Genomic DNA, 24,093 nt, shown 5'->3' with positions numbered 1-24,093 from the left:
CCCTCCGCGCTCACCGAACAGGACGCGATCGCGCGGAGGGGCCGTCGACGCCTCGGTCAGCCGCCGACGTAGGCCGCGAGGTGCTCGCCGGTGAGGGTCGAGCGGTCCGCGACGAGATCGGCGGGTGTTCCCTCGAAGACGATGCGCCCGCCGTCATGGCCGGCGCCGGGGCCGAGGTCGATGATCCAGTCGGCGTGTGCCATGACCGCCTGGTGGTGCTCGACGACGATGACCGACTTGCCGGAGTCGACCAGCCGGTCGAGCAGCCCGAGCAGCTGCTCGACGTCGGCGAGGTGGAGTCCGGTGGTCGGCTCGTCGAGGAGGTAAATGCCGCCCTTGTCCGCCATATGGGTGGCCAGCTTCAGCCGCTGTCGCTCGCCGCCGGAGAGCGTGGTGAGCGGCTGGCCGAGGCTGAGGTAGCCCAGCCCGACCTCCTCCAGCCGCTGCAGGATCTTGTGGGCGGCGGGCGTGCGCGCCTCACCGGCGCCGAAGAAGTCCTCCGCCTCGGTCACCGGCATCGCGAGCACCTCGCTGATGTCCTTGCCGCCGAAGGTGTACTCCAGCACGGACGGCTGGAACCGCTTGCCCTCGCAGTCCTCGCAGGCGGTGGAGACACCGGCCATCATCGCCAGGTCGGTGTAGATGACACCGGCGCCGTTGCAACGCGGGCAGGCGCCCTCGGAGTTGGCGCTGAACAGCGCCGGCTTCACGCCGTTGGCCTTCGCGAACGCCTTGCGGATCGGGTCGAGCAGTCCGGTGTACGTCGCCGGGTTGCTGCGCCGCGAGCCGCGGATCGCTCCCTGGTCCACCGACACCACATCCGCGCCGGCCGGCATCGACCCGTGCACCAGCGAGCTCTTGCCGGAGCCGGCGACGCCGGTGACGACACAGAGCACCCCGAGCGGAATGTCGACGTCGACATTCCGCAGATTGTGCGTCGACGCCCCGCGGATCTCCATCGTGCCGGTTGGCTTGCGGACCGTGTCCTTCAGCGCGGCCCGGTCGTCGAGATGGCGGCCGGTGACGGTGCCGCTGGTCCGCAGCCCCTCGACGGTGCCCTCGAAGCAGACGGTGCCGCCCGCCGTACCGGCGCCGGGGCCGAGGTCGACGACATGGTCGGCGATGGCGATGGCCTCCGGCTTGTGCTCCACGACCAGCACCGTGTTGCCCTTGTCCCGCAGCCGCAGCAGCAGCTTGTTCATCCGCTGGATGTCATGCGGGTGCAGGCCGATGGTGGGCTCGTCGAAGACATAGGTGACGTCGGTGAGCGAGGAGCCAAGGTGGCGGATCATCTTGACGCGCTGCGCCTCGCCGCCGGACAGCGTGCCCGACGCCCGGTCGAGCGACAGATAGCCGAGCCCGATCTCGACGAAGGAGTCGAGGGTGTGCTGCAGCGCGGTGAGCAGCGGCGCCACCGACGGCTCCGTGAGATCCCGCAGCCATGCGGCGAGATCCCTGATCTCCATGGCGCAGGCGTCCGCGATGCTGAGCTTCTTGATCTTCGACGAGCGGGCCTGCGCGCTGAGCCGGGTGCCGTCGCAGTCGGGACAGGTGGCGAAGGTGACCGCCCGGTCCACGAAAGCCCGGATGTGCGGCTGCATCGACTCCCGGTCCTTGGACAGGAAGGTCTTCTGGATCTTCGGGATCAGGCCCTCATAGGTGACGTTGACCCCGTTGATCTTCACCTTGGTCGGCTCCCGGTAGAGGAAGTCGTGCCGCTCCTTCTTGGTGTACTTGCTGATCGGTTTGTCCGGGTCGAAGAAGCCCGACTCCCTGATGATCCGCACCACCCAGCCGTCCCCGGTGTAGGTGGGGATGGTGAACGGGTCCTCGGAGAGCGACTTGGAGTCGTCGTAGAGCTGGGTGAGGTCGAAGTCGGAGACCGTGCCCCGGCCCTCGCAGTGCGTGCACATGCCGCCGGTGCGGCTGAAGGTGACCTTCTCGGTCTTGGTCTTGTCGGAGCCGCGGTCCACCGTGAGCCCGCCGCTCGCCGAGACGGAGGCGACGTTGAAGGAGTACGCGCCGGGCGGGCCGATGTGCGGCTTGCCCAGCCTGCTGAAGAGGATGCGCAGCATGGCGTTGGCGTCGGTGGCGGTGCCCACCGTGGAACGCGGGTCGGACCCCATACGCTGCTGGTCGACGGTGATCGCCGTGGTCAGCCCGTCGAGCACATCGACCTCGGGCCGCGCCAGCGTCGGCATAAAGCCCTGTACAAAGGCGCTGTAGGTCTCGTTGATCATCCGCTGCGACTCGGCGGCGATCGTGTCGAACACCAGCGAGCTCTTGCCCGAGCCCGAGACCCCCGTGAACACCGTCAGCCGGCGCTTCGGGAGCTCGACGCTGACGTCCTTGAGGTTGTTCTCGCGTGCACCGTGCACGCGGATCAGATCGTGGCTGTCGGCAGCGTGCGGCTCAGGGGACTGTGTGTCCGTCCTCTTGGCCATGCTCATCCTGTCTCCATCTGTTGTGGTACGCGGCCCGCCCTCGCGGTGGTGCGTCTGCGTCGCCTGACTCGATGTCGCCTGACTCATCGCCTGATTCGATCCAACTGGATTCGAGCGTACGTCCGGCCGTCGGGCATCGGCTCGCGGCCAGGCTAGGCATGACCCGGTGACCGGCGCTTCTCAATTCCTGATCGGTCTGGATCGGTCTGTTGTGCGTTCGACGTCCCCGGCCCCGGGTGCTGTGGGAAACTGATCGGGTGAGACGGCAGGATCTCGACGACCTCGTCCGGCTGCGGCGGGCCCGCGACCGTATGGACCGCGACTACGCCGAGCCGCTCGACGTCCCGGCGCTGGCCCATGAGGCCCTGATGTCGCCCGGCCATTTCTCCCGCAGCTTCCGCGCCGCCTTCGGCGAGACCCCGTACAGCTATCTGATGACCCGCCGCATCGAACGGGCCAAAGCGCTGCTCCGGCGCGGCGACCTCACGGTGACCGAGGTCTGCTTCGCCGTCGGCTGTACATCACTGGGGTCGTTCAGCTCGCGCTTCACCCAGCTCGTCGGCGAGACCCCGAGCGCCTACCGGGCACGGGACCATGGCGAGAGCGCCGCCATCCCGGCCTGCATGGCCAAGATCCACACACGGCCGGTCAGAACGGCGCCTGCCATGAACAAAGCGGTCAGGAACGGAGAAGCGAGCCCCGCCGCCCGGCCGTAGCCTGAGCAGCATGGACATCAAGCTTTCGCAGTGCTTCATCTCCGTCGACGACCACGACAAGGCAATCGCCTTCTACCGCGACGTACTCGGTCTTGAAGTACGGAACGACGTCGGATTCGAGGGCATGCGGTGGGTGACCGTCGGTTCCCCCTCGCAGCCGGATGTGAACATCGTCCTGGAGCCCCCCGTCGCCGACCCGAACGCCTCACCGGCCGACAGACAGGCCATGGCGGAGCTGATGGCCAAGGGCCTGCTGCGGGGCGTCATCTTCGCGACAGACGACTGCGACGCCATGTTCGAGCGCATCAGGGCGGCGGGGGGCGAGGTGCTGCAGGAGCCGATGGATCAGCCGTATGGCGTCCGCGACTGTGGGTTCCGGGATCCGGCGGGCAATCTGCTGAGGTTTACCCAGGCGCTGGGGAAGTGAGGGCGTGGGGGCCTGAAATCAAGCCCCGCCGGCGATTGAGGCGCAGGAGCCAGCACATCCAGCCCCGCCGGCGCTAGAGGCGCGGGGGTCCGGGGGCGAAGCCCCCGGAAGGTCCGCCTCAGTGCTGCGCACGGCCACGCCTCGCACGGGCGAGCCCAAGCCCCCCACCCCCCAAGACCAGCATCAGCACCGCCCCGCCCACCAGATACCCCGTCGCGGAGCCACCCCCGGTGGCGGCCAGGTTCTCCTTGCCCGCCTGGACGGGTCCGGACCGCACGGAGACCGCGCTGCCGGTCGTCCCGGCGGATGTGCCGGACTCCGCGGCCTTGGCATCCCCCTCCGGCCGCCCGCCCTCCTCGGGCTGCTGCGGCCGCTGCGGCTGCTCCGCCCGCTCCGATTCCTCGCCGTCGCCGGACCCGCCGCCCCGCCCGGGGGACTCGCAGGTCGCCTTGGCCAGGGTGACCGTCCCCTGCACGTCGGCGACGTTGAGCCGGAGGGGGTTCACCGCGACCTTGAGTTCCAGGGCGGTCGCGGCCGCCGTGTGGGAGGTGGTCTGGGTCTTCGACAGCTGGAGGGTCACCTTGCCCACGCCGGGGACGCCGACGTCCGTCGGGCCGCCGGCGGTCAGGGTGACCTTCTGGCCGAGGACCTTCACATGACCCAGCACGTTCGAGTCGACGACGGGGTGTTCTCCCACCTCGCACACCGCCCTGGAGGTGACCTTCTGGATCTCGATCAGGGACAGCAGCGGCAGGCCCGGCACATGAACCCGGGCGCGGGCGAGATGGACGGAGCTCTCGGCCCGGCGCCGGTCCGCGGCAGCCTTGGCGGTGGCGACGTCCGACCGCAGCACCTGGAAGGGCCTGCCCTCGTCGACCCCGTCGAGTCTTGCGGTCAGCGCGGTCTTCTCGGCGCCGGCGGGGGCCTTGACCTCGTTGAGCGTGGTCGTGAGCGGGACGACGGCCTTGTCGAGCAGGGACACATCAAGGTCGGTGCGGAGCACGACCGCGGCCGCCCGGCCCTTGTCCGACTCGCCCCCGGAGGCATGCGCCGGACCGGCGAGGACGACGGACCCCGACGCGAGGGCGAGGGCGACGGCGGCCGCGGTGACGCCGGTCGCACGGCGACGGGTCGCGCCACGGCGGCGGGCGGGCATCCGGAAGGTGTTGCTGTTCAAAGCGGTGGAACCCCCACAAGAGAAACGGTGTCGCTGCCGCCCCTGGGGACACAGGGGCGGCAGCGACGTCAGACACCGGAATCTTTACGCACTGAGAGTGAATCGACAGACACCTGACGTGAGTTCACCCCAAAGTAGGGTTTCCGCACTTGTATTCGATTCCTCCGGTACGACTGTTCCCCCAGGTCACCCTTGTGGCGGCGGAGAGGGGGTACGCCGGTTGACCTCACAGGCGCAACAGGCTCATCCGCGAGGTACTCAGAGGTATTCAAACGAGCGCCGTCGGCAGACGGTCACGGGCTGTCAACAGCAGCCGACGCCCCCAGCGCCGACCGGCGGACCGGCCGGCCAGTCGCCCCCGCCGCCTCAGCCGATCACCCGGCCGTTGAGGATCACCCGCCGCGGCCCGGCCAGCACCCTGACATCCGCGCGCGGATCGCTGTCGTACACCACCAGATCCGCAGGGGCGCCTTCCTGCAGCGCGGGGCGGCCCAGCCAGGCACGCGCTCCCCAGGTGGTAGCCGAGAGCGCCTCAAGCGGCGGGATGCCGGCCTTCACCAGCTCCTCGACCTCCGCCGCCACCAGGCCGTGCGCCAGGGAGCCGCCGGCATCGGTGCCGACGAAGACCGGGATGCCCGCGTCGTAGGCGGAGCGCACGGTGTCGTACCGACGGGCGTGCAGCGCCCGCATATGGGCCGACCAGCGCGGGAACTTGGCTTCGCCGCCCGCCGCGAGCCGCGGAAACGTCGCGATGTTCACCAGCGTCGGCACAATGGCGACGCCCCGCTCGGCGAAGAGCGGGATGGTGTCCTCAGTGAGGCCGGTGGCATGCTCAATGCAGTCGATGCCGGCCTCGACAAGATCGCGCAGCGAGTCCTCGGCAAAGCAGTGGGCGGTGACGCGCGCGCCCAGCCGATGGGCCTCGGCGATGGCCGCCTCGACCTCACCGCGCGGCCAGCAGGCGGTCAGATCCCCCGCCTCCCGGTCGATCCAGTCCCCGACGAGCTTGACCCAGCCGTCGCCGCGCCTGGCCTCGCGGGCGACATAGGCGACCAGATCGCCCGGCTCGATCTCATGGGCGTAGTTGCGGATGTACCGGCGGGTGCGGGCGATATGGCGGCCCGCCCTGATGATCTTCGGCAGGTCGTCACGGTCGTCGATCCAGCGGGTGTCCGCGGCGGAGCCCGCGTCGCGGATCAGCAGCGTGCCCGCGTCCCGGTCGGTGACGGCCTGCTTCTCGCTGGTCGGGGCGTCGACCGCGCCATGCTGGTCGAGGCCCACATGGCAGTGTGCGTCGACGAGCCCCGGCAGCGCCCAGCCCTCGACGACGACGGCCTCTGCGCTGCGCGGCCGCTCATAGGTGATGCGGCCGTCGACCGCCCACAGCTCGTCGCGCACCTCCTCGGGCCCGACGAGCACCCGCCCCTTCACATGCAGCACCACGTGATCGCTCATGCCTGCACTGTACGAGGACCGCGCGAGGGGCCGGGCTCCCCCGGTCGAGCCCGGGCCCGGCTGCCTCTCCGGATTTCCCACAAGCGAGAATCCGGGCGAATTCCCGAATATTCGAAAGCGGTTTATTGAGGGCAGCTTCCCATATTCTTCTGCCCCGGTTCTCCGATCCTAAACACCAAGGTTCCGTCAGGTTCGGCAACCATAATTCGGACGGGTCTCATGACAGTTACTAACGTGTGACCTACTCGACAGCCAGTCCGGTTCACCCCATATTTCCAGGGCAAACACTGACATATTCATGGCGTGACCATGCCCAGTTCGCGCCCGCGCGATAACACATCATCGCGCCCTGCCCAACCCCTTCCCCCGATGCAATTTCAAAATTAGCTCGGTAAATTTACTGGACATGACCGCCGCACAAGAAGACCTTGTACGAGGCCCGAGCGAATTCACGGAGATCGACACCCCACGAGTGGAGGACGGAGCCGCGATCTGGCGCATCGCCCGCGACTCCGAGGTCCTGGACCTCAACTCCTCGTACAGCTACCTGCTGTGGTGTCGGGACTTCGCGGCGACCTCCGTCGTGGCGCGCGGCGCCGACGGCGAGCCCATCGCCTTCGTCACGGGCTATGTGCGCCCCGACCGCCCCGAGGCCCTGGTCGTCTGGCAGGTCGCCGTCGACCAGGCACACCGGGGCAAGGGGCTGGCCGGCACGCTGCTGGACGCGCTGACCGCCAGGGTCGTCGAGGCGCACGGAATCCAGGAGATCGAGACGACCGTCACTCCGGACAACACCGCCTCCGACCGGCTGTTCACCGCGTATGCGAAGCGTCACGGCGCACCCCTGGAGCGTGAGGTCCTCTTCGACGGAGGGCTGTTCCCCGAGGGAACCCACCAGCCCGAAGTGCTCTACCGCATCGGCCCCGTCGCCGTCTGACCGCAGCCCCCGGGCGACCGGCCGCCCCCTTGCGTCCGGCCGCGTCCCGTATGACCGGCTGTCACCGACCAGACCACCCCCATCTCCCTGGAGAACCGCTGTGACCATCACCCCGCCCGCCCTGAGCGTCTTCGAGACCCTTGAGTCGGAGGTGCGCAGCTACTGCCGCGGCTGGCCCGCCGTGTTCGACCGCGCGCAGGGCAGCTACCTCCACGACGAGGACGGCCATACGTATCTCGACTTCTTCGCCGGCGCCGGATCACTCAACTACGGGCACAACAACCCGGTGCTGAAACGCGCGCTGATCGACTACATCGAGCGCGACGGCATCACCCACGGCCTGGACATGGCCACCGCGGCCAAGCGGGCCTTCCTGGAATCCTTCCAGAATGTGATCCTGCGGCCGCGTGACCTGCCGTACAAGGTCATGTTCCCCGGCCCGACGGGCACCAACGCCGTGGAGTCCGCGCTCAAGCTGGCCCGCAAGGTGAAGGGCCGCGAGGCGATCGTGTCCTTCACCAACGCCTTCCACGGCATGTCGCTCGGCTCGCTCGCCGTCACCGGCAACGCGTTCAAGCGCGCCGGCGCCGGCATCCCGCTGGTGCACGGCACGCCGATGCCGTTCGACAACTACTTCGACGGCCAGGTGCCGGACTTCCTGTGGTTCGAGCGGCTGCTTGAGGACCAGGGCTCCGGGCTGAACAAGCCCGCCGCCGTGATCGTGGAGACCGTGCAGGGCGAGGGCGGCATCAACGTCGCCCGCGCCGAGTGGCTGCGCGCCCTGCAGGACCTGTGCCACCGCCAGGACATGCTGCTGATCGTCGACGACATCCAGATGGGCTGCGGCCGCACCGGCGGCTTCTTCTCCTTCGAGGACGCCGGCATCAGCCCGGACATCGTCACCCTGTCCAAGTCCATCAGCGGCTACGGCCTGCCGATGGCGCTGACGCTGTTCAAGCCGGAGCTGGACATCTGGGAGCCGGGCGAGCACAACGGCACCTTCCGCGGCAACAACCCCGCCTTCGTCACGGCCGCGGCCGCGCTCGACGCCTACTGGGCCGACGGCCAGATGGAGAAGCAGACGATGGCGCGCGGCGAGCAGGTCGAGCGCGCCCTGCTGTCCGTCGTCGAGGAGAGCGGCGCGGAGTCCGGCGCGTCCTTCCGAGGCCGCGGTCTGGTCTGGGGCGTGGAGTTCGAGGACAAGGCGCGTGCCACGGCGGTCTGCGCCCGCGCCTTCGAACTGGGGCTGCTGCTGGAGACCTCCGGTCCGGAGAGCGAGGTCGTCAAGCTGCTGCCGCCGCTGACCGTCAGCCCGGAGGAGCTGGACGAGGGCCTGCGCATCCTGGCGCGCGCCGTCCGCGAGACGGCCTGACCTCCCATCCCGTTCCGAGCATGTCGTCAGCATGTCGTCGACCGGGGCGGACGCCGTGAGCGTCCGCCCCGGTCAGCCGAGCGGGCCGCCCGTCCGCGACCGCCTGTTGCACCCGTACGCACGAGAAAGGCAGTAAGACACCGTGATCGTCCGATCGCTGAAGGACATAGAGAACACCGAGCGCCATGTGAAATCGGCGTCCGGCACCTGGGAGAGCAAGCGCATCGTGCTCGCGAAGGAGAAGGTCGGCTTCTCCCTGCACGAGACGGTGCTGTACGCGGGCACGGAGACGTCGATGTGGTACGCGAACCACGTCGAGGCCGTGCTGTGTGTGGAGGGCGAGGCGGAGCTCACCGACGACGAGACGGGCGAGAAGCACTGGATCGCGCCGGGCACGATGTATCTGCTGGACGGGCATGAGAAGCACACCCTGCGCCCCAAGACCGACTTCCGCTGCGTCTGCGTCTTCAACCCGCCCGTGACCGGACGGGAGGACCACGACGAGAACGGCGTCTACCCGCTGCTGACCGAGGAGGGCTGAACCCATGGCGACCGCCGCCGCACTGACCGATCTGTACCCGACCCGTGGCGCGAGCGAGGTGACCGTCCCCCGCCAGGACCCGGTCGTCTACTCCGCGCCGGGCGCGCCCGGCCCGATTACCCCGGCTGATCTCAGCGGCTATGAGCGCGACGGGTTTCTCGCCATCGACCAGCTCATCACCGAGGACGAAGTCGCGGTCTACCGCGCCGAGCTGGAGCGGCTGATCTCCGACCCGGCGGTGCGCGCCGATGAGCGCGCGATCGTCGAGCCGAAGTCCCAGGACGTGCGCTCGGTGTTCGAGGTGCACAAGATCAGCGAGGTGTTCGCCGGTCTGGTCCGCGATGAGCGTGTGGTGGGCCGGGCCCGGCAGATCCTCGGCTCGGATGTGTACGTCCACCAGTCGCGCATCAATGTGAAGCCGGGCTTCGGAGCGTCCGGTTTCTACTGGCACTCGGACTTCGAGACCTGGCACGCCGAGGACGGCCTGCCGAACATGCGGACCGTCTCGGTGTCGATCGCGCTGACCGAGAACTACGACACCAACGGCGGCCTGATGATCATGCCTGGGTCGCACAGGACGTTCCTCGGCTGCGCGGGCGCGACGCCGAAGGACAACTACAAGCGGTCCCTGCAGATGCAGGACGCGGGCACGCCGTCGAACGAGGCGCTGACGAAGTTCGCGGACGCGCACGGCATCCGGCTGTTCACCGGCAAGGCCGGCTCGGCCACCTGGTTCGACTGCAACTGCATGCACGGCTCGGGGGACAACATCACCCCGTACCCGCGCAGCAATGTCTTCATCGTCTTCAACAGCGTGGAGAACGCGGCGGTGGAGCCGTTCGCGGCGCCGGTGCGGCGTCCGGAGTTCATCGGGGCCCGGGACTTCACGCCGGTGCGGTGACGCGGCGGCAGTCGAAGGCGCAGACGCTGACGCCCTGAGACGAAGGGGCCGGTCCGTGATGGACCGGCCCCTTCTCGCGCTCAGACGGCGGTCAGCGCAGGGTAGTCGACGAACCCCTCATCGCCGCCGCCGAAGAAGGTGGCCGGGTCGGGGGTGTTGTACGGGCCGCCGGCCCGCAGCCGGGCCGGGAGGTCCGGGTTGGCGAGGAACAGCGCTCCGAAGGCCAGGACGTCGGCGACGCCGTCCTCGATCAGCGTGAGGGCCTCGGGCCCGGTGAACCCCTCGGTCGCCGGGTTGAGGACGAAGGTCCCCGAGAACTGCTTGCGCAGGGCGAGAGTCATCTCCCGCGGTTCGGGCGCGGCCTCCATGATGTGGAGATAGCCGAGCCCCAGCGGTTCGAGTGCGGCGACGAGCCTGGTGTACGTCTCCTCGGCGTCGGGCTCGGAGCCCGCCATGTCGTTGTACGGGTTGGCCGGGGAGATCCGCAGCCCGGTGCGGTGCGCGCCGATCTCGGCCGCGACGGCCTTGACGACCTCGGCGGCGAAGCGGATGCGGTTCTCGGCAGAGCCGCCCCACTCGTCGGTGCGCCGGTTGACGCCGGGCGCCAGGAACTGGTGGACGAGATAGCCGTTTGCGCCATGGATCTCCACGCCGTCGAAGCCCGCGTCCACGGCGTTGCGGGCGGCCGCGGCGAAGTCGCCTATGGTGGCGCGCACCTCGTCAGAGGTCAGCGCCTTGGGCGTGGGGAAGTCCTTGGGCCCGTCGTGGGTGTAGACCTGGCCCTGGGCGGGGACGGCGGAGGGGCCGACGGGATGGAGGCCGTCCGGGAGCAGGACGGGATGGCCGATGCGGCCGGAGTGCATGATCTGGGCGAAGATCACGCCGCCCTTGTCATGGACGGCGTCGGTGACCCTGCGCCAGGCGGCGACCTGCTCTGCGCTGTGCAGGCCGGGGGTGTCGGGGTAGCCCTGGCCCACCGCGGACGGCTGGATGCCCTCGGAGATGATGAAGCCGGCCGAGGCGCGCTGGGCGTAGTACGTGACGACGGATTCCGTCGGCGTGAGCCCCGGGCCGAAGGCTCGGCTGCGGGTCATGGGAGCCATGGCGATGCGGTTGGCGAGCTGTGTGCCGGAGAGGTCGATCGGGTCGAAGGCGGTAGTCATGCGCACTCCCGTGAAGGCATATTATTGGTCGGCCAATTAAGCCGCGCGGGCCACTGTAGCAGACTTCATTGGTCGGCCAAGTTATTCTTTCTGGGAGACTGACGAAAGCACGTCACAGGAGGTCGAAAGGCCAGGGAGGCCCGCGATGAGGTCCGCGACACCACAGGGGCGGCAGGGGGAGCAGGGAGCTGCCTGCGGGATGCTGCCGCAGGTCGCGGGCAGCGGACCGGTGAGCCACGCCATCGGCCGGGTCGCCCGTCTCCATCGCATCGCCGCGGGCAGGCTGCTCAAGGGACTGGGCCTGTATCCGGGGCAGGAGTTCGTGATGATGCACCTGTGGGAGGCCGGGCCGGTGCGTCAGTCCGAGCTGATCAAGGCGGTCGAACTCGACCCGTCCACGGTGACCAAGATGCTGCAGCGGCTGGAGCAGAGCGGGCATGTGCGGCGGCGCCCGGACCCGGCGGACCGCCGCGCGGTCCTCGTCGAGGCGACGGAGAGCAGCTGTGCGCTGCTGTGCGAGGTCACCGCGGCCTGGGGCGAGCTGGAGGGGTACACGCTCGCGGGCCTCGACCCCGACGAGCGCGCGGAGCTCGCCCGGCTGCTGTCCAAGGTCGAGGCCAATCTGTGCCCGGAGGCGGCGGGCTGCCCGGAGCGCCGCGGCTGAGCCGGGGCGCGGGCACGGCCGCAGGCAGGGTGCGCCATCCCCGTGCGCGGCGCACCGCCCGCCTGTTTCGCCCGCCATGGCGCGCCCGCCCCGTCCGCGCGCAGCGTCGCCGGTCAGGCGGTCAGCCGGACAGCGCATCCAGCAGCCGGTCCACATCGGCGGCGGAGTTGTACAGGTGGCAGGACACCCGCAGACAGCCCGAGCGGTCCGCCGCGGTGATGCCCGCGCGCGCCAGCTCCGGCGCCCGGTGCCCGAGCCCCGGCACGGCCACGATCGCGGACGGCCCGCTCCCGCTTCCCAGCGGCTCGTGCCCCAGCCGCCGCAGCCCCTCCCGGAGCTGCCCGGCGAGCGCGGTGTCATGGGCGTACACCGCCTCGACCCCGATCTCCTCCAGCAGCCCCAGCGACTGCTGTGCACCGTGGTACGCCAGGAACGCCGGAGGCTCGTCGAAGCGGCGCGCGGAGCGGGCGAGCCGCTCCACCGGCCCGTACAGGCTGCCCGACTGGTCCTCCGCCGCGTAGGTTCCGGCGTGGAAGGGCGTCAGCGTCCGCTGGGCGTCCTCGGTGAGGGTGAGGAAGGACGCGCCGCGCGGGCAGAGGAGATACTTGAAGCCGCCGGTGACGGTGAAGTCCCAGGCACCGGCGTCCAGCGGCAGCCAGCCGGCCGCCTGGCTGGCGTCGAGAAGCGTACGGGCCCCGCAGGCGGCGGCCGCGGCCCGCAGCGCCGGCAGATCGGCGAGCCGGCCGTCCGCGGACTGCACGGCCGAGAAGGCCACCAGATGGGTGCCGGGCCGTACGGCTTCGGCGAGCGAATCCAGCGGCGCGTAGCGGAGCTTGAGGTCGCCGCGCACCGTGAAGGGCGTGATCACGGAGGCGTACTCCCCTTCGGGGAGGAGGACTTCCGCGCCGGACGGCAGTGCGGCGGCGATCAGCCCGACATGGACCGAGACCGAGCCGCCGACGGCGACGCGGCCCTCGGGCACGCCCACGAGCCGCGCGAAGGAGCCGCGGGCCGCGTCGACGGCCGCCATGTCCCCCGCCCCGGCCGCACGTCCGGCGGCCAGCTCCCCGGCCAGCGCGGCGATCGCGCGCACCGTGCGGCGCGGCAGCAGCCCGCAGGTGGAGGTGTTCAGATAGACCGACTCGGGTGTGAACTCAGCGCGGGCGTCCTTGATCTCCATGCGCTCACTCTTGGCCGCCGTACCCCTGCGGTCAACCGGATATCCCCGTGTCTCCTCCATGCTCAGCGGCTGTCCCCGGAGTACATCTCCTCCGTCGCCGCGGGGACGGCCAGGGTCAGCACCACGTGGTTTCCCGCGCTTGGCGTCAGCGGATGCGGCAGCCAGCCGTGCGCGGCGTAGAAGGCCCGGGCCCGCAGATTGCGCTCGAACACCTCCAGCCGGGCATGCGTCACTCCGGCGGTCCGCCAGCGGCTCACGCACGCGTCGTGCAGCGCCGTCCCGATGCCGCGCCGCCAGTGGGCGGGGGCCACGTGCAGCTGTGTCAGCGTCATGCCCTCTCCCTGCTCCCGCTTCCGGAACGCGGCGACCCCGGCCAGCGCGCCGCCGTGCTCGGCGCACAGCACGCCGCCGCGCGCGATGGCCGTCTCCCAGGCCGCTCTGCTGCGGGCGTGCGCCTCGGGGCTGTCGAACTGCTCGTCGGGGATGTGTCCGCGGTAGTACGTGGCCCGGGCCTCGGCGTGGGTACGGACGACGGCGTCGAGGTCGGCGGGGGTCGCGTTTCGGATCATGGTGCGGGGGACGCGGGAGGCGCGGCCGCGGTTGCGGCGCACCGTCGTCGTGGAGTCGCCCCGCTCGGTAGGCTGAACGGCGTTCCTGGTGGTGAACGCGGAAGGGGCGAGGGGGATATGGTCGCGGCTGATTCCGGCGGGGCGCAGGTCAAGTCCGCGGTGCGGACGGTGGAGTTGCTGGAGTTCTTCGCCGGGCGTCCGGGCATGCATTCGCTGGCCGCGGTGCAGGAGGCGCTCGGCTATCCGAAGTCCAGCCTCTATATGCTGCTGCGCACACTGGTCGAGCTGGGCTGGGTGGAGACGGACGCGACCGGCACGCGGTACGGCATCGGCGTACGGGCGCTGCTGGTCGGCACCTCGTACATCGACGGGGACGAGGTCGTCGCGGCCGCCCGGACCACGCTGGACCGGCTCTCCGACGACACCGCGGAGACGATCCACCTCGCGCGGCTCGACGGCGTCGACGTCGTCTATCTCGCCACCCGCCAGTCGCAGCACTATCTGCGGCCCTTCACCCGCGTCGGCCGGCGGCTGCCCGCGCACTCCACCGCCCTGGGCAAGGCGCTGCTGGCGACGTACGGCGACGAGCAGGTCCGCAAGCTGCTGCCGGAGACGCTGGCGGCGGTGACCGAGAACACGATCACCGACCGCGAGCAGCTGATCGAGGAGCTGCACCGGGTCCGCGAGCAGGGCTATGCGGTGGACCGCGAGGAGAACACCGTGGGGCTGCGCTGCTTCGGCGTCGCGATCCCCTATCGCACGCCCGCGCGCGACGCGGTGAGCTGCTCGGTGCCGGCGGCACGGCTCACGCCCGCGCATGAGCAGACGATCAAGGACGCGCTCCTCGACGCCCGGGACCGGCTGACCCTCGCCACCAGGAGGCTGTGACATGGAGATCTCGCTGCGCGAGGTGCGCGCGGAGGACCTGGATCTGTTCTTCGCGCAGATGCAGGACCCGGAGGCCGCCCGGATGGCCGCCTTCACACCGGAGGACCCGGCCGACCGCGGCCGTTTCGACGCGCACTGGGCACGCGTGCTCGCCTCCGGGGACATCAACCGCACGGTGCTGGCCGACGGCGTACCCGCGGGGCACGCCGCCGTGTACGGGCCGCCGGGCGAGCGTGAGGTGACGTACTGGATCGGCCGCGGCCACTGGGGCCGCGGCGTGGCGACCGCCGCGCTGCGGGCGCTGCTGGAGCTGGTGCCGGAGCGGCCGCTGTACGCGCGCGCGGCGGCCGACAACGCGGGCTCGCTGCGGGTGCTCTCGAAGTGCGGTTTCCGCGTCACCGGGAAGGGCCGGGGCTTCGCGCACGCCCGCGGCGAGGAGATCGACGAGTATGTGCTGACGCTCGACGGCTGAGCCCCGGCCGGGGAGGTGCGGACGCCCTCCTCCCCCGTAAGGGGGAGGGAGATCGTCGCCGCGCACGAGGTGCGCCGGGGCCCGGCCCGGGAGCGTGGAGGCATGACACCGACCATGTTCGCCACAGCACCGGACGCCCCGGGTGCGGCCGCCCGGCTGCCCGTCGTGCTGCGCGCCGTCGCGATCGCCGCCTGCGTCCCTTATGTCACGCTCAAGGCCGCTTGGATCGCGGGGAGCCGCATCGGCATCCCTGACGGCAGCGTTCTGCTGGACCACCGCGGCACGATGATCGTCGCCAATGTCGTCACGCTCCTCATGGACGCCTGCGTCGTGCTGCTGGCGCTGCTGCTCACCCAGCCGTGGGGGCTGCGGGTGCGGGCCTGGCTGCTGGCGGCCCCCATATGGGCCGCCTCGGGTCTGCTGGCCCCGATCATGGTGGGTTTTCCGCTTCAGCTCGCCGTCGCCGCGCTCGGCGGGACGACGGCTGCGCAGGAGGCGTCCGACGCCGCCTTCCTCGACTCCTGGGTGTTCGCCGTCGTCTACGGGGGCTTCATCGTCCAGGGCCTCGCCCTCGGCGGGCTGTTCACGCTGTACGCGCGGGCGCGCTGGAGCCGGGTGTGGCGGGGCCGGATCTGGGAGCTGCCGTCCGCGACGACCGGACCGTTTATGCGCGCGGCCGTCACGGCCGGGGCACTGGCCGCACTCGGTCCCGCGGCGCTGCATGTGATGTGGGCGCTGGGAGCCGAGATGGGGCTGTCCGCGGAGACGGTCGCCTCCCGGACCGCGGACTTCCGGGTGCTGGAGGTTGTCCGTGCGCTGTTCGCGGCGCTCGCCGTCGGCGGGGCGGTGTCGCTCGCCTTCCGCCGCTTTCCCGGCGCGCGGGTGCGCACGGCCCTCGCCGCGGCCTGGGTGGGGTCGGCGGTGCTCGGCGCCTGGGGCGGCTATCTCACGCTGGCGGCACTGCTGCCCGTCGCGGACGCGTCCGGCGAAGTGCCGGCGCTGCTGCCCGTCGCCTACGCTGTGGAGATGATCTCCGGCATCCTGTTCGCCTGCGGCATCGCCTCGCTGCTGCGGCGGCGCGGCACGGTGTGAGCGCCCTGGGCCGGGCGCTTGGCGCGCTGTTCGGCAGGCGGGCCAGGCTGCGCTGGGTCCATCTGATTCTCGGCGGCGCGCTGTTGATGCCGTACTGGCTGCTCGCGGCCGTGTTCGTCGGTCCGCTCAGCGGCGCCGGCGGCCTCTTCGACAACTCTGCCGCCCTGCAGTTCGGCGCGTACGGCGCGGCGCTGCCGATCGTCGCCCTCACCGCCCTCGCCCCGATGGCCCGGCCGCTGTCCGCAGCCGTCGCCCGGCCCCTGTGCGGGGTGCCTCCGGAGCGGTTCGCGGACGGCGCGGTGGGGCCCGCGCGCACGCGGGCCGCACGGCTGCGCACCTCGGCCTGGTGCACGCTGCATTTCGGCGTGGGCGCGCTGATCAGCGGGGCGTCGCTGGCGCTGCCTCCGTTCGCCGTCTCCATGATGATCGTGCCGTTCTCGGGGTCGGTGCGGCACTGGCTCGGGGCCCCCGAGATGCTGGCCCGGCCGGCTGCCCTGGTCCTCGCCCCGCTCGCCGGGGTCGCCATGCTGCTGGCGCTCGCCGCGTGGTCGGCGGCCGCGGGCGCGCTGCTGGCCCGTGCGGCCCCGCTGCTGCTGGGCCCCACCCCGGAGGACCGGCTGGCGGCCGCCGAGCGGCGCGCGGCCGAACTGGCCGAGCGCAACCGGCTGGCCCGGGAGCTGCATGACTCGGTGGGCCACGCGCTGAGCGCGGTCACCCTCCAGGCGGGCGCGGCGCGCCGGGTCCTGGACAGCGACGCGCCCGGCGATGTGGAGTTCGTACGGGAGGCGCTGGCGGCGATCGAGGACACCGCACGGCGTACGGTGGGCGAACTGGACTCCGTACTGGGCCTGTTGCGGCAGGGCGAGGACGACGGGTCCAGCGGGGACCGCGGGGACTTCGGGGCTAGTGGGGACGGCGGGGCCGAGGCGGCCGGCGGTCTGACCGGGCCGGGACTCGACGCCCTCGACGGGCTGCTCGCGCGCAGCGGGGTGCCGGTGTCCCTGACGTCCAAGGGCGATCTGGCGGCCGTCCCGGCGGCCGTCTCCCGGGAGGCGTACCGCATCGTCCAGGAGGGCCTGAGCAACGTCCTGCGCCATGCGGGCGGGCCCGCGCAGGCCGCCCCGGCGGCCCTTTCGGTCGTGGTGGGCGACGAGAAGCTGGAGATCACGATGGAGAATCCGCTGCCCGGCAGGCCAGGCCCGGTGCGCCCGGGGGGCGGCCGCGGGCTGCGCGGCATCGCCGAGCGGTCCTCGCTGCTCGGCGGCCACGCCGAGGCAGGGCCCCGACAGGGTGTGTGGCGGCTGTCCGCCGTGCTGCCCCTGAAGGGACACGTCCGATGAGCAAGACGCGGCCGATGAGCGAGCAGCGGGAGGTCAGGGTCGTCCTCGCCGACGACGAACGCATGGTCCGCACCGCGCTGCGGGTCATCCTCGACGCGGAGGACGACCTCCGGGTCGTCGGGGAGGCGGCGACGGGCGCCGAAGCCGTCTCCGTGGTCCGCGAGCTGCGGCCCGACGTGGTGCTGATGGATGTGCGGATGCCGGAGATCGACGGCATCCGGGCCACGGAGCAGATCCTGGCCGGGCTGGCGGACGGGCCGCCGCGGATCGTGGTGGTGACCACCTTCGAGAACGACTCCTATGTGTACGACGCGCTGCGCGCGGGTGCGGCCGGCTTCCTGCTCAAGCGGGCCGCCGCGGAGGAGCTGGTCCAGGCGGTGCGGCTGGTGGCCCGCAGCGACTCGCTGCTGTTTCCGTCGGCGCTGCGGTCGCTGGCCGCGGAGCACACACACGGCGGGGCGCCGTCCCCTCCGGTGTGGGCGGCGCGGCTGACCGAGCGGGAGGCCCAGGTGCTGCGGCTGATGGCGACCGGACTGACGAATGCGGAGATCGCCGTGCAGCTGGGTGTGGGACCGGCGACGACGAAGACGCATGTGGCGGCGGTCCTCGCGAAGACCGGCGCACGGGACCGCACCCAGGCGGTGATCGCCGCGTATGAGTCGGGCTATATCTCGCCCCGCTGAATCTCGCCCCACTGGCGAAAGGCCGGGCAGGCCGCGTGGGGGGGGAGCCCGGATGAAGAGTTCCTGAGAAGAGCGGCCATCTGGAACGTACCGCTTTGCGCCACTCGTCCTTGTCTTCGCGATGAACAAGACGATCAGGCATGCTTCGGTCTTCGGTCTGCTGCTGGTGCTCGCCCTGCTGGTGCGGGCGACCTGGGTGCAGGCGTACCAGGCCGACGCTCTCGCGGACGACAAGCACAACCGGCGGAAGGTCATCGCGCAGTATGCGCAGCCGCTGGGCGACATCATCGTGGCCGGTTCCGCGGTCACCGGCTCGGAGAGGACCAGCGGCAGTGATCTGGCGTACAAGCGCACATACAAGGAAGGCGAGCTGTATGCGGCCGTCACCGGCTTCAGCTCGCAGGTGTACGGGGCGCCCCAGCTCGAAGGCATCTACAGCGAGGTCCTCGACGGCACCGACAACCGGCTGAAGAACCCGGTCGACGCGCTGACGGGCAAGCGGCAGGAGCCGGGCGATGTGCTGACCACCGTCGACCCCGCGGTGCAGAAGGCCGCGTACCGGGCGCTGGGGAAGAAGAAGGGCGCGGCCGTCGCCATCGACCCGAAGACCGGGCGCATCCTCGCCATGGTCAGCACGCCCTCGTACGACCCGTCGAAGATCACCGGCACGGGGGACGGCGAGAACTGGCAGCAGCTGCAGTCGGACGAGGACAAGCCCATGGTCAACCGGGCGCTGCGGCAGCCGCTGCCGCCCGGCTCCACCTTCAAGCTGGTGGTCGCGGCGGCGGCGCTGGAGAACGGCCTGTACGACTCGGTCGACGAGCAGACCGACAGCCCCGACCCGTACACCCTGCCTGGCACCCGTACGGTGCTGAACAACGAGAACCCTGCCGCGCCCTGCGAGAACGCCACCCTCCGCACGGCGCTGCGGTACTCGTGCAACAACGTCTTCGCGAAGCTGGCCGCCGATCTGGGCGAGGAGAAGATGACGGCGATGGCGGAGAAGTTCGGCTTCAACGACAAGAAGCAGGATGTGCCGGTGCGCGCCTATCCGAGCGTGTACCCCTCGGACATGAGCAAGGACCAGGTGGCGCAGACGGGCATCGGACAGTTCGACGTCACCGCCACCCCGCTGCAGATCGCGATGGTGTCCGCGGCCCTCGCCAACGACGGGGTGCTGGCCGCGCCGCATATGGTCTCCAAGGTGGTGGACGCGGACGGCGACACCCTTGAGTCGTACGAGGACGGCGAGGAACGGCGGATCGTCTCCTCCTCGACGGCCGAGCAGCTGCGCAGTGCGATGGTGACGGTGGTCGAGGACGGCACCGGCTCCAACGCCAAGATCTCCGGGGCCGAGGTGGGCGGCAAGACCGGCACCGCCCAGCACGGTGAGAACAACAGCAAGACGCCGTACGCCTGGTTCACGTCGTACGCGAAGAGCTCGACGACGGGCAAGGAGGTGGCGGTCGCGGTGCTCATCGAGGACTCGGGCGCGGCGCGCTCGGAGGTCAGCGGCAACGGTCTGGCAGCCCCGGTGGCGCAGAAGACGATGGCGGCGGCACTGCGCTGAACGGCCCTGCCGCCGAACGGACACGACGCCGATCGCACAGGACGCTGAAGGGTTCGGCGCGGGCCCGCCGGGCATGGCGCCCGCGCCGAACCGCCCACTCGCACGGGCGAGTGGGCGGTGAGGGGCGAGGGTGAGTAGCGCCGACGCCACTCACCCGTGGTCAGGACCTTAGAAGCGTTTGCTCCCGGAGGCGGTCCGTTCCGCGCACAGTCAGTCCGGAAAACGCACCGAACTGTGCACGGGCCCGGTCAGCGTGCCCGAAGCGTCTGGGAGGGCGCCTCGCCGAACCTCGCCCGGTACTGGGCGGCGAACCGCCCCGTGTGGCCGAAACCCCAGCGCCAGGCGGCATCGCTCACGCTCAGCTCGGCGGGGTCGCCGCGCCGCAGCTCCTCCCGCACCCGCGTCAGGCGGACGTCCCGCAGATACGCCATCGGCGGCATCCCCACGTATCTGCGGAAGGCCTCCTGCAGCCAGCGGGCGCTGACCTGCGCGATCTGGGCGAGTTCCGCGGTGCTGAAGGGATGCTCGGGGCGCTCGTGGATGGCGTCCACGGCCCGCTTGACCGGTGCGGGCCGCAGAGCGGGCGGCGGGCGGTCCAGCTCATCCCGGTAGGGATGGTCGGCGGCCAGCAGCAGGCCGTTGAGCAGCGCTTCCTGCAAGGGTGCGGCCACGAGCGGCCGCCGCAGCAGCGAGTCTTCCCGGGCGGCGTCCTCGACCGTCCGCTGCACCAGCCGCACCCAGCCGCGCCCGGCGGCGGTGGAGAGATCGATCCGCGGAACGAACTGCGGCGGGCCGGGCAGGGCGCGGCCGAGCAGCCGCTCCATATGGCTGCGCAGCTCCTGGGGGTCGATCTTGACCGCGAGGACCCGGCAGTCGCGTCTCCAGCGGTCCAGGGACACCTTGCCCGCCGGATCGAAGAACACACCCTCGTCGACGGTCGCCGTGGCCGTGTTCCGCTCGCCCTGCCGCCAGTCCAGGCAGCCGGAGAGCAGCGCGTCGACGTGGTAGTGGCCCAGTTCCCCGAAGCGCAGCCGCACATCGGCGTCGAAGGAGAAGTCGCCCATCGTCAGCGCCCCGAGGCGCACGGTGTCGAACCGGGCCGCGAAGGACCGTTCCCGTCCGAGCACGTCGATGGACGTGGCGTAGAACTTGTCGCCGATCTCCACCCGTGCCTCGTCCACATCTTCCGTACGGAAGGAGCTCCCACCCACGGGATGAAGGATATTCACGTGCTGTACGGCCGTGCACACATGAGGATGGCCGGATGAGCGGACCATCGGGTTCACCGTCACCCGGCGCAGGCGGATTCGGGCGACGCCCGGTTGACGACGGCGGGCTGGACGGGCGGGACGGGGCGAAGGCAATGGAACGGTAAAGGCGTCTCGCTCGTTACGTCTGGCATGACAGCTATGACCCCCGGCTCGAACATTCCCCTCTCCGCCGCCCGTGTGGCGGTGGACGTCGCCGCTCCGGTGCGGCTCGACGTATCGGGCCTGCTGCTCACCGCCGACGGCAAGGTGCGCTCCGACGACGACTTCATCTTCTACAACCAGCCCACGGGCCCCGGTGTCACCTACCGCTCGGGCGGCGGGGCGGCCCCCGACGCGATCATCGTGGACACCGCCGCGGTGCCGCCCGGCATTGAGAAGATCGTCGTCACCGCCAGCCCGGACGCGGCAGGGCAGACCTTCCAGGGCATCGAGCCCACCGCCACCCTCCGCAACGCCGACGACGGGACGGCGCTCGCCACCTTCACTCCCCCGCGGCTCGGTGCGGAGACGGCGCTCGTCGTTGTCGAGATCTATCTGCGCAACGGCGCGTGGAAGGCGCGCGCGGTCGGCCAGGGGTATGCGAACGGGCTGGCGGGCATCGCCACGGACTTCGGCGTCTCGGTCGACGAGGAGCCGGCCGCCGCGCCGATGGCTCCGCCCGCCCCCGCCGCCCCGGCTGCCGCCGACCCCCGCGTGGCCGCCCCGCCGATGCCCTCGGCGCCCCCGGCGGCTGCCGCGGCCCCGACGCCTGCCGGGGCTGCCGGGGCTGCCGGGGCTGCCGCGCCCGGCGCCGGGAAGATCAATCTGGACAAGGGCCGGGTCAGCCTCCAGAAGAACCAGACCGTGTCCCTGGTCAAGGGCGGCCGGCCGCTGCTGTCCCAGGTGAAGATGGGCCTCGGCTGGGAGCCCGCGTTCCGCGGCAAGGACATCGACCTGGACGCCTCCGTCATCGCCTACGGCCCCAACCGCAATCACCTCGACAGCTGCTACTTCGGCAAGCTGTCGATCCTCAACGGGGCCGTCAAGCACTCCGGCGACAATCTCACGGGCGAGGGTGCGGGCGACGACGAGGTGATCGTCGTGGACCTGGGCCGGCTCCCCGCGGAGGCGACGGGCCTGGTGTTCACGGTGAACTCCTTCTCCGGACAGAAGTTCACGGAGGTCGCCAAGGCGTACTGCCGGCTGATCGACGCCATGACCGGCGAGGAGCTCGTCCGCTTCGACCTCACCAGCGCAGAGCCGCAGACCGGTGTGATGATGGCCAAGCTGATCAGGCAGTTCTCGGGCGAGTGGGAGATGACCGCGATGGGCGACTTCGTGAAGTCGCGCACCGTCCGCGGCATGGTCAAGCCGGCGGCCCAGGCCCTGTGAGCGCGCGCCGCGGCCGGTGAGCCCGCGCCGGGGCCGGTGAGCGCGCGCCACGGTCGGCCTCCTGCCGCCGGGACAGGCGGCAGGAGGCCGGCCGCGCACATTCAGCGCACACTCAGTGGCGGGGCGAGTGACGCCGCCACGGGCCGGTGATGGCCAGGAGGATGCCGGGCTCCTGGATGCTGGCGTACAGCGTGCGTCCGTCGGGAGAGAAGACGACGCCCGCGAACTCGCTGTCGTTGAGGTCATTGCGGGCGATCGGGTAGGTGCGGCCGCGGTCGGTCGCGCCGAACAGGTGCTGGATGCCCTCGCCGTCCTCGGCGAGGACCAGTCCGCCGTACGGGGAGACCGTGATGTTGTCGGGTCCGTCGAACGCCCCGTCCTCGTCCCGGTTCGCGTTGACGCCCAGCAGCACCTTGAGGGTGAGCGTGCGGCGGCGCGGGTTGTAGAACCAGACCTGCCCGTCGTGCGGCTCGCCGGGGCTCTCGCCACGGGCGTACGACGAGACGAAGTACGCGCCGCCGTCGCCCCACCACATGCCTTCCAGCTTGCGGGCGCGAGTCACTTCACCGTCCCCGAACTGCTCGCGGACGGGGGTCTCCTTGGCGTCGCGGTCGGGGACGTCGATCCAGTCGACCCCGTACACCGTGCCGATACGGGCCGCACGGGAGAGGTCGTCGACGAACCGGCCGCCCGAATCGAAGCAGCGGGGCGCCTGGAGCACGCCCGCGTCATCGGCGAGGTCGCGCAGCCGGACGCGGCGATGAGTGAAGCCGCGCGGCGGAACCCAGCGGTAGAACAGGCCGTTCGGCTTGGAGTCGTCCTCCGTCAGATAGGCGTGGCCGCGGCGGGGGTCGATGACCACGGCCTCGTGGTCGAAGCGGCCGAACGCCTTGATGGGCTTGGGATCGCGGTTGGCGCGGCGGTCATAGGGGTCCACCTCGAACACATAGCCGTGGTCCCTGGTCATGCCGTTCTCGCCGGCGCGGTCGGAGTTCTCCTCGCACGTCAGCCAGGTGCCCCAGGGGGTGCCGCCGCCTGCGCAGTTGGTGGAGGTGCCGGCGATGCCGACCCACTCGGCGGTACGGCCGTCACGGCGGATCTCCACGACGGTGCAGCCGCCGGCCGCGGCCGGGTCGTACACCAGGCCCTCGGTGAGCGGCACGGGGTGCTCCCACCGGTCCCGGGGGCCCTTCAGCTCATGGTTGACGACCAGCAGCGTCACTCCGCGCGGGCCGTCGAAGGCAGCGGCGCCGTCGTGCTTGGCGGGCGTGAACTCGCCGGACTCCAGCCGGGTGACGCCGCTGTGCGTGACGATCTCATAGCGGAAGCCGGCGGGCAGCGCGAGGATGCCCTCCGGGTCGGGGAGGAGCGGGCCGTAGCCGGGGCGGCAGCGGTGGCCGTAGCCGTCGCCGTAGCCGTCGTCGGCGACGCCCTGGCCGAGGGTGTCGCCCTCCTCGGCGGCGAGGGCGCCGGGCGCGGTGGCGAGCGAGCCGACGGCGCCGGTGAGGGCGACGGCGGTGCCGGTGAGCGCGGACTGTCTGGTGAACTCCCTGCGGGTGAGCGGCATCAAGGTCTCCTGAGGGACGCATCCAGCGTGGCTGATGTCGGGCGTCACCCTTGCGCTCGCGTATAAACGCCGCCTGAACGAAGCCCGACATCGGGGGACTTCTGGTGGGGATTGTGGCGGGGGGCGGGCGTGTGCGGACGGCGCGTACGCGCCGTTCCGCGGGCGCGGGCCCTTTCCCACCCACCCGCCCTGTGTGGGTGTGGGGGCTTCGCCCCGCACACCCCTGTGCGGCGCTGCGCGCCGTGGGGGTCGCCGGGGCGTGCCCTCCTCCGCGGGCGCGGGGCCTTTCCCCA

22 protein-coding genes are annotated in these 24,093 nt (G+C 71.2%); 14 read left to right on the top strand and 8 right to left on the bottom strand.

Annotated features, from left to right (window positions below; genetic code table 11):
* Positions 1-56: 56 nt before the first annotated feature.
* On the bottom strand, positions 57-2,450 hold the full coding sequence (locus tag OF819_RS01455) for an excinuclease ABC subunit UvrA (RefSeq protein WP_267241398.1): 2,394 nt from the start codon (positions 2,448-2,450) through the stop codon (positions 57-59).
* A gap of 251 nt (positions 2,451-2,701) precedes the next feature.
* Between OF819_RS01455 and OF819_RS01450 the strand changes: the two genes are divergently transcribed.
* Both OF819_RS01450 and OF819_RS01445 read left to right on the top strand, forming a co-directional pair.
* A complete protein-coding gene (locus tag OF819_RS01450; protein WP_267241397.1) occupies positions 2,702-3,160 on the top strand; it encodes a helix-turn-helix transcriptional regulator in 459 nt (152 codons plus the stop codon).
* Positions 3,161-3,170: 10 nt separating this feature from the next.
* A complete protein-coding gene (locus OF819_RS01445; protein ID WP_267241396.1) occupies positions 3,171-3,587 on the top strand; it encodes a VOC family protein in 417 nt (138 codons plus the stop codon).
* 118 nt (positions 3,588-3,705) lie between these two features.
* Here the strand turns inward: OF819_RS01445 and OF819_RS01440 are convergent, their stop codons facing one another.
* Positions 3,706-4,764: an SCO1860 family LAETG-anchored protein gene (locus OF819_RS01440; RefSeq protein ID WP_267241395.1), complete on the bottom strand. Its 1,059-nt coding sequence runs from the start codon at positions 4,762-4,764 to the stop codon at positions 3,706-3,708.
* A 366-nt stretch (positions 4,765-5,130) separates the two neighbouring features.
* Positions 5,131-6,219 (bottom strand): amidohydrolase family protein, encoded by a 1,089-nt coding sequence (locus OF819_RS01435; RefSeq protein ID WP_267241394.1) that lies wholly within the window; start codon positions 6,217-6,219, stop codon positions 5,131-5,133.
* A 406-nt stretch (positions 6,220-6,625) separates the two neighbouring features.
* On the opposite strand from OF819_RS01435, the gene ectA reads away from it, so the two are divergent.
* The 4 genes from ectA (at position 6,626) to thpD (ending at position 9,970) form a co-directional block, all read left to right on the top strand.
* Complete coding sequence (gene ectA, locus OF819_RS01430; RefSeq protein ID WP_267241393.1) at positions 6,626-7,156, top strand: diaminobutyrate acetyltransferase; 531 nt, start codon at positions 6,626-6,628, stop codon at positions 7,154-7,156.
* Between the two features lie 100 nt (positions 7,157-7,256).
* Entirely contained in the window at positions 7,257-8,528 is a 1,272-nt protein-coding gene (ectB, locus tag OF819_RS01425) for a diaminobutyrate--2-oxoglutarate transaminase (protein ID WP_267241392.1), read from the top strand.
* Positions 8,529-8,670: 142 nt separating this feature from the next.
* Entirely contained in the window at positions 8,671-9,069 is a 399-nt protein-coding gene (locus tag OF819_RS01420) for an ectoine synthase (protein ID WP_240135835.1), read from the top strand.
* A gap of 4 nt (positions 9,070-9,073) precedes the next feature.
* Entirely contained in the window at positions 9,074-9,970 is an 897-nt protein-coding gene (gene thpD, locus OF819_RS01415) for an ectoine hydroxylase (protein WP_267241391.1), read from the top strand.
* A gap of 80 nt (positions 9,971-10,050) precedes the next feature.
* Here the strand turns inward: thpD and OF819_RS01410 are convergent, their stop codons facing one another.
* Positions 10,051-11,133 (bottom strand): alkene reductase, encoded by a 1,083-nt coding sequence (locus OF819_RS01410; protein ID WP_267241390.1) that lies wholly within the window; start codon positions 11,131-11,133, stop codon positions 10,051-10,053.
* Positions 11,134-11,278: 145 nt separating this feature from the next.
* Here OF819_RS01410 and OF819_RS01405 point away from each other — a divergent pair, with 145 nt between their 5' ends.
* On the top strand, positions 11,279-11,797 hold the full coding sequence (locus OF819_RS01405; protein ID WP_416370446.1) for a MarR family winged helix-turn-helix transcriptional regulator: 519 nt from the start codon (positions 11,279-11,281) through the stop codon (positions 11,795-11,797).
* 121 nt (positions 11,798-11,918) lie between these two features.
* Here the strand turns inward: OF819_RS01405 and OF819_RS01400 are convergent, their stop codons facing one another.
* Together OF819_RS01400 and OF819_RS01395 are read right to left on the bottom strand one after the other, a co-directional pair.
* Positions 11,919-12,977, bottom strand: coding sequence for an aminotransferase class V-fold PLP-dependent enzyme (locus OF819_RS01400; RefSeq protein WP_267241389.1), 1,059 nt, complete (start codon positions 12,975-12,977; stop codon positions 11,919-11,921).
* A 62-nt stretch (positions 12,978-13,039) separates the two neighbouring features.
* A complete protein-coding gene (locus OF819_RS01395; RefSeq protein WP_267241388.1) occupies positions 13,040-13,546 on the bottom strand; it encodes a GNAT family N-acetyltransferase in 507 nt (168 codons plus the stop codon).
* Between the two features lie 117 nt (positions 13,547-13,663).
* Here OF819_RS01395 and OF819_RS01390 point away from each other — a divergent pair, with 117 nt between their 5' ends.
* The 6 genes from OF819_RS01390 to OF819_RS01365 all read left to right on the top strand — a co-directional run bounded on the left by OF819_RS01390 (position 13,664) and on the right by OF819_RS01365 (position 19,591).
* A complete protein-coding gene (locus tag OF819_RS01390; RefSeq protein ID WP_267241387.1) occupies positions 13,664-14,434 on the top strand; it encodes an IclR family transcriptional regulator in 771 nt (256 codons plus the stop codon).
* Between the two features lies 1 nt (position 14,435).
* The gene (locus tag OF819_RS01385) at positions 14,436-14,906 is read left to right on the top strand and encodes a GNAT family N-acetyltransferase (protein ID WP_267241386.1); all 471 of its coding nucleotides are present in this window, start codon (positions 14,436-14,438) and stop codon (positions 14,904-14,906) included.
* 102 nt (positions 14,907-15,008) lie between these two features.
* Positions 15,009-15,998 (top strand): hypothetical protein, encoded by a 990-nt coding sequence (locus tag OF819_RS01380; RefSeq protein ID WP_267241385.1) that lies wholly within the window; start codon positions 15,009-15,011, stop codon positions 15,996-15,998.
* Positions 15,995-17,338 (top strand): sensor histidine kinase, encoded by a 1,344-nt coding sequence (locus OF819_RS01375; protein ID WP_416370445.1) that lies wholly within the window; start codon positions 15,995-15,997, stop codon positions 17,336-17,338. Before OF819_RS01380 ends, OF819_RS01375 begins: the two co-directional genes overlap by 4 nt.
* Complete coding sequence (locus OF819_RS01370; RefSeq protein ID WP_267241384.1) at positions 17,335-18,021, top strand: response regulator transcription factor; 687 nt, start codon at positions 17,335-17,337, stop codon at positions 18,019-18,021. The genes OF819_RS01375 and OF819_RS01370 overlap by 4 nt, the downstream gene beginning before the upstream one ends.
* Before the next feature lie 121 nt (positions 18,022-18,142).
* Entirely contained in the window at positions 18,143-19,591 is a 1,449-nt protein-coding gene (locus OF819_RS01365) for a peptidoglycan D,D-transpeptidase FtsI family protein (protein WP_267241383.1), read from the top strand.
* Between the two features lie 248 nt (positions 19,592-19,839).
* Here OF819_RS01365 and OF819_RS01360 read toward each other — a convergent pair whose 3' ends face one another.
* Positions 19,840-20,802, bottom strand: a complete 963-nt coding sequence (locus OF819_RS01360) for an AraC family transcriptional regulator (protein ID WP_267241382.1) — start codon at positions 20,800-20,802, stop codon at positions 19,840-19,842.
* A 189-nt stretch (positions 20,803-20,991) separates the two neighbouring features.
* Here OF819_RS01360 and OF819_RS01355 point away from each other — a divergent pair, with 189 nt between their 5' ends.
* Positions 20,992-22,233 (top strand): TerD family protein, encoded by a 1,242-nt coding sequence (locus OF819_RS01355; RefSeq protein ID WP_267241381.1) that lies wholly within the window; start codon positions 20,992-20,994, stop codon positions 22,231-22,233.
* 112 nt (positions 22,234-22,345) lie between these two features.
* Here the strand turns inward: OF819_RS01355 and OF819_RS01350 are convergent, their stop codons facing one another.
* Positions 22,346-23,800, bottom strand: coding sequence for an alkaline phosphatase PhoX (locus tag OF819_RS01350; protein ID WP_267241380.1), 1,455 nt, complete (start codon positions 23,798-23,800; stop codon positions 22,346-22,348).
* Positions 23,801-24,093 lie beyond the last annotated feature (293 nt).

It is taken from the genome of Streptomyces sp. PR69, from assembly GCF_026420845.1.
Taxonomy (GTDB): domain Bacteria; phylum Actinomycetota; class Actinomycetes; order Streptomycetales; family Streptomycetaceae; genus Streptomyces.
The sequence above is the reverse complement of the archived record's forward strand: the minus strand, read 5'-3'. Positions and strand labels throughout refer to the sequence as shown.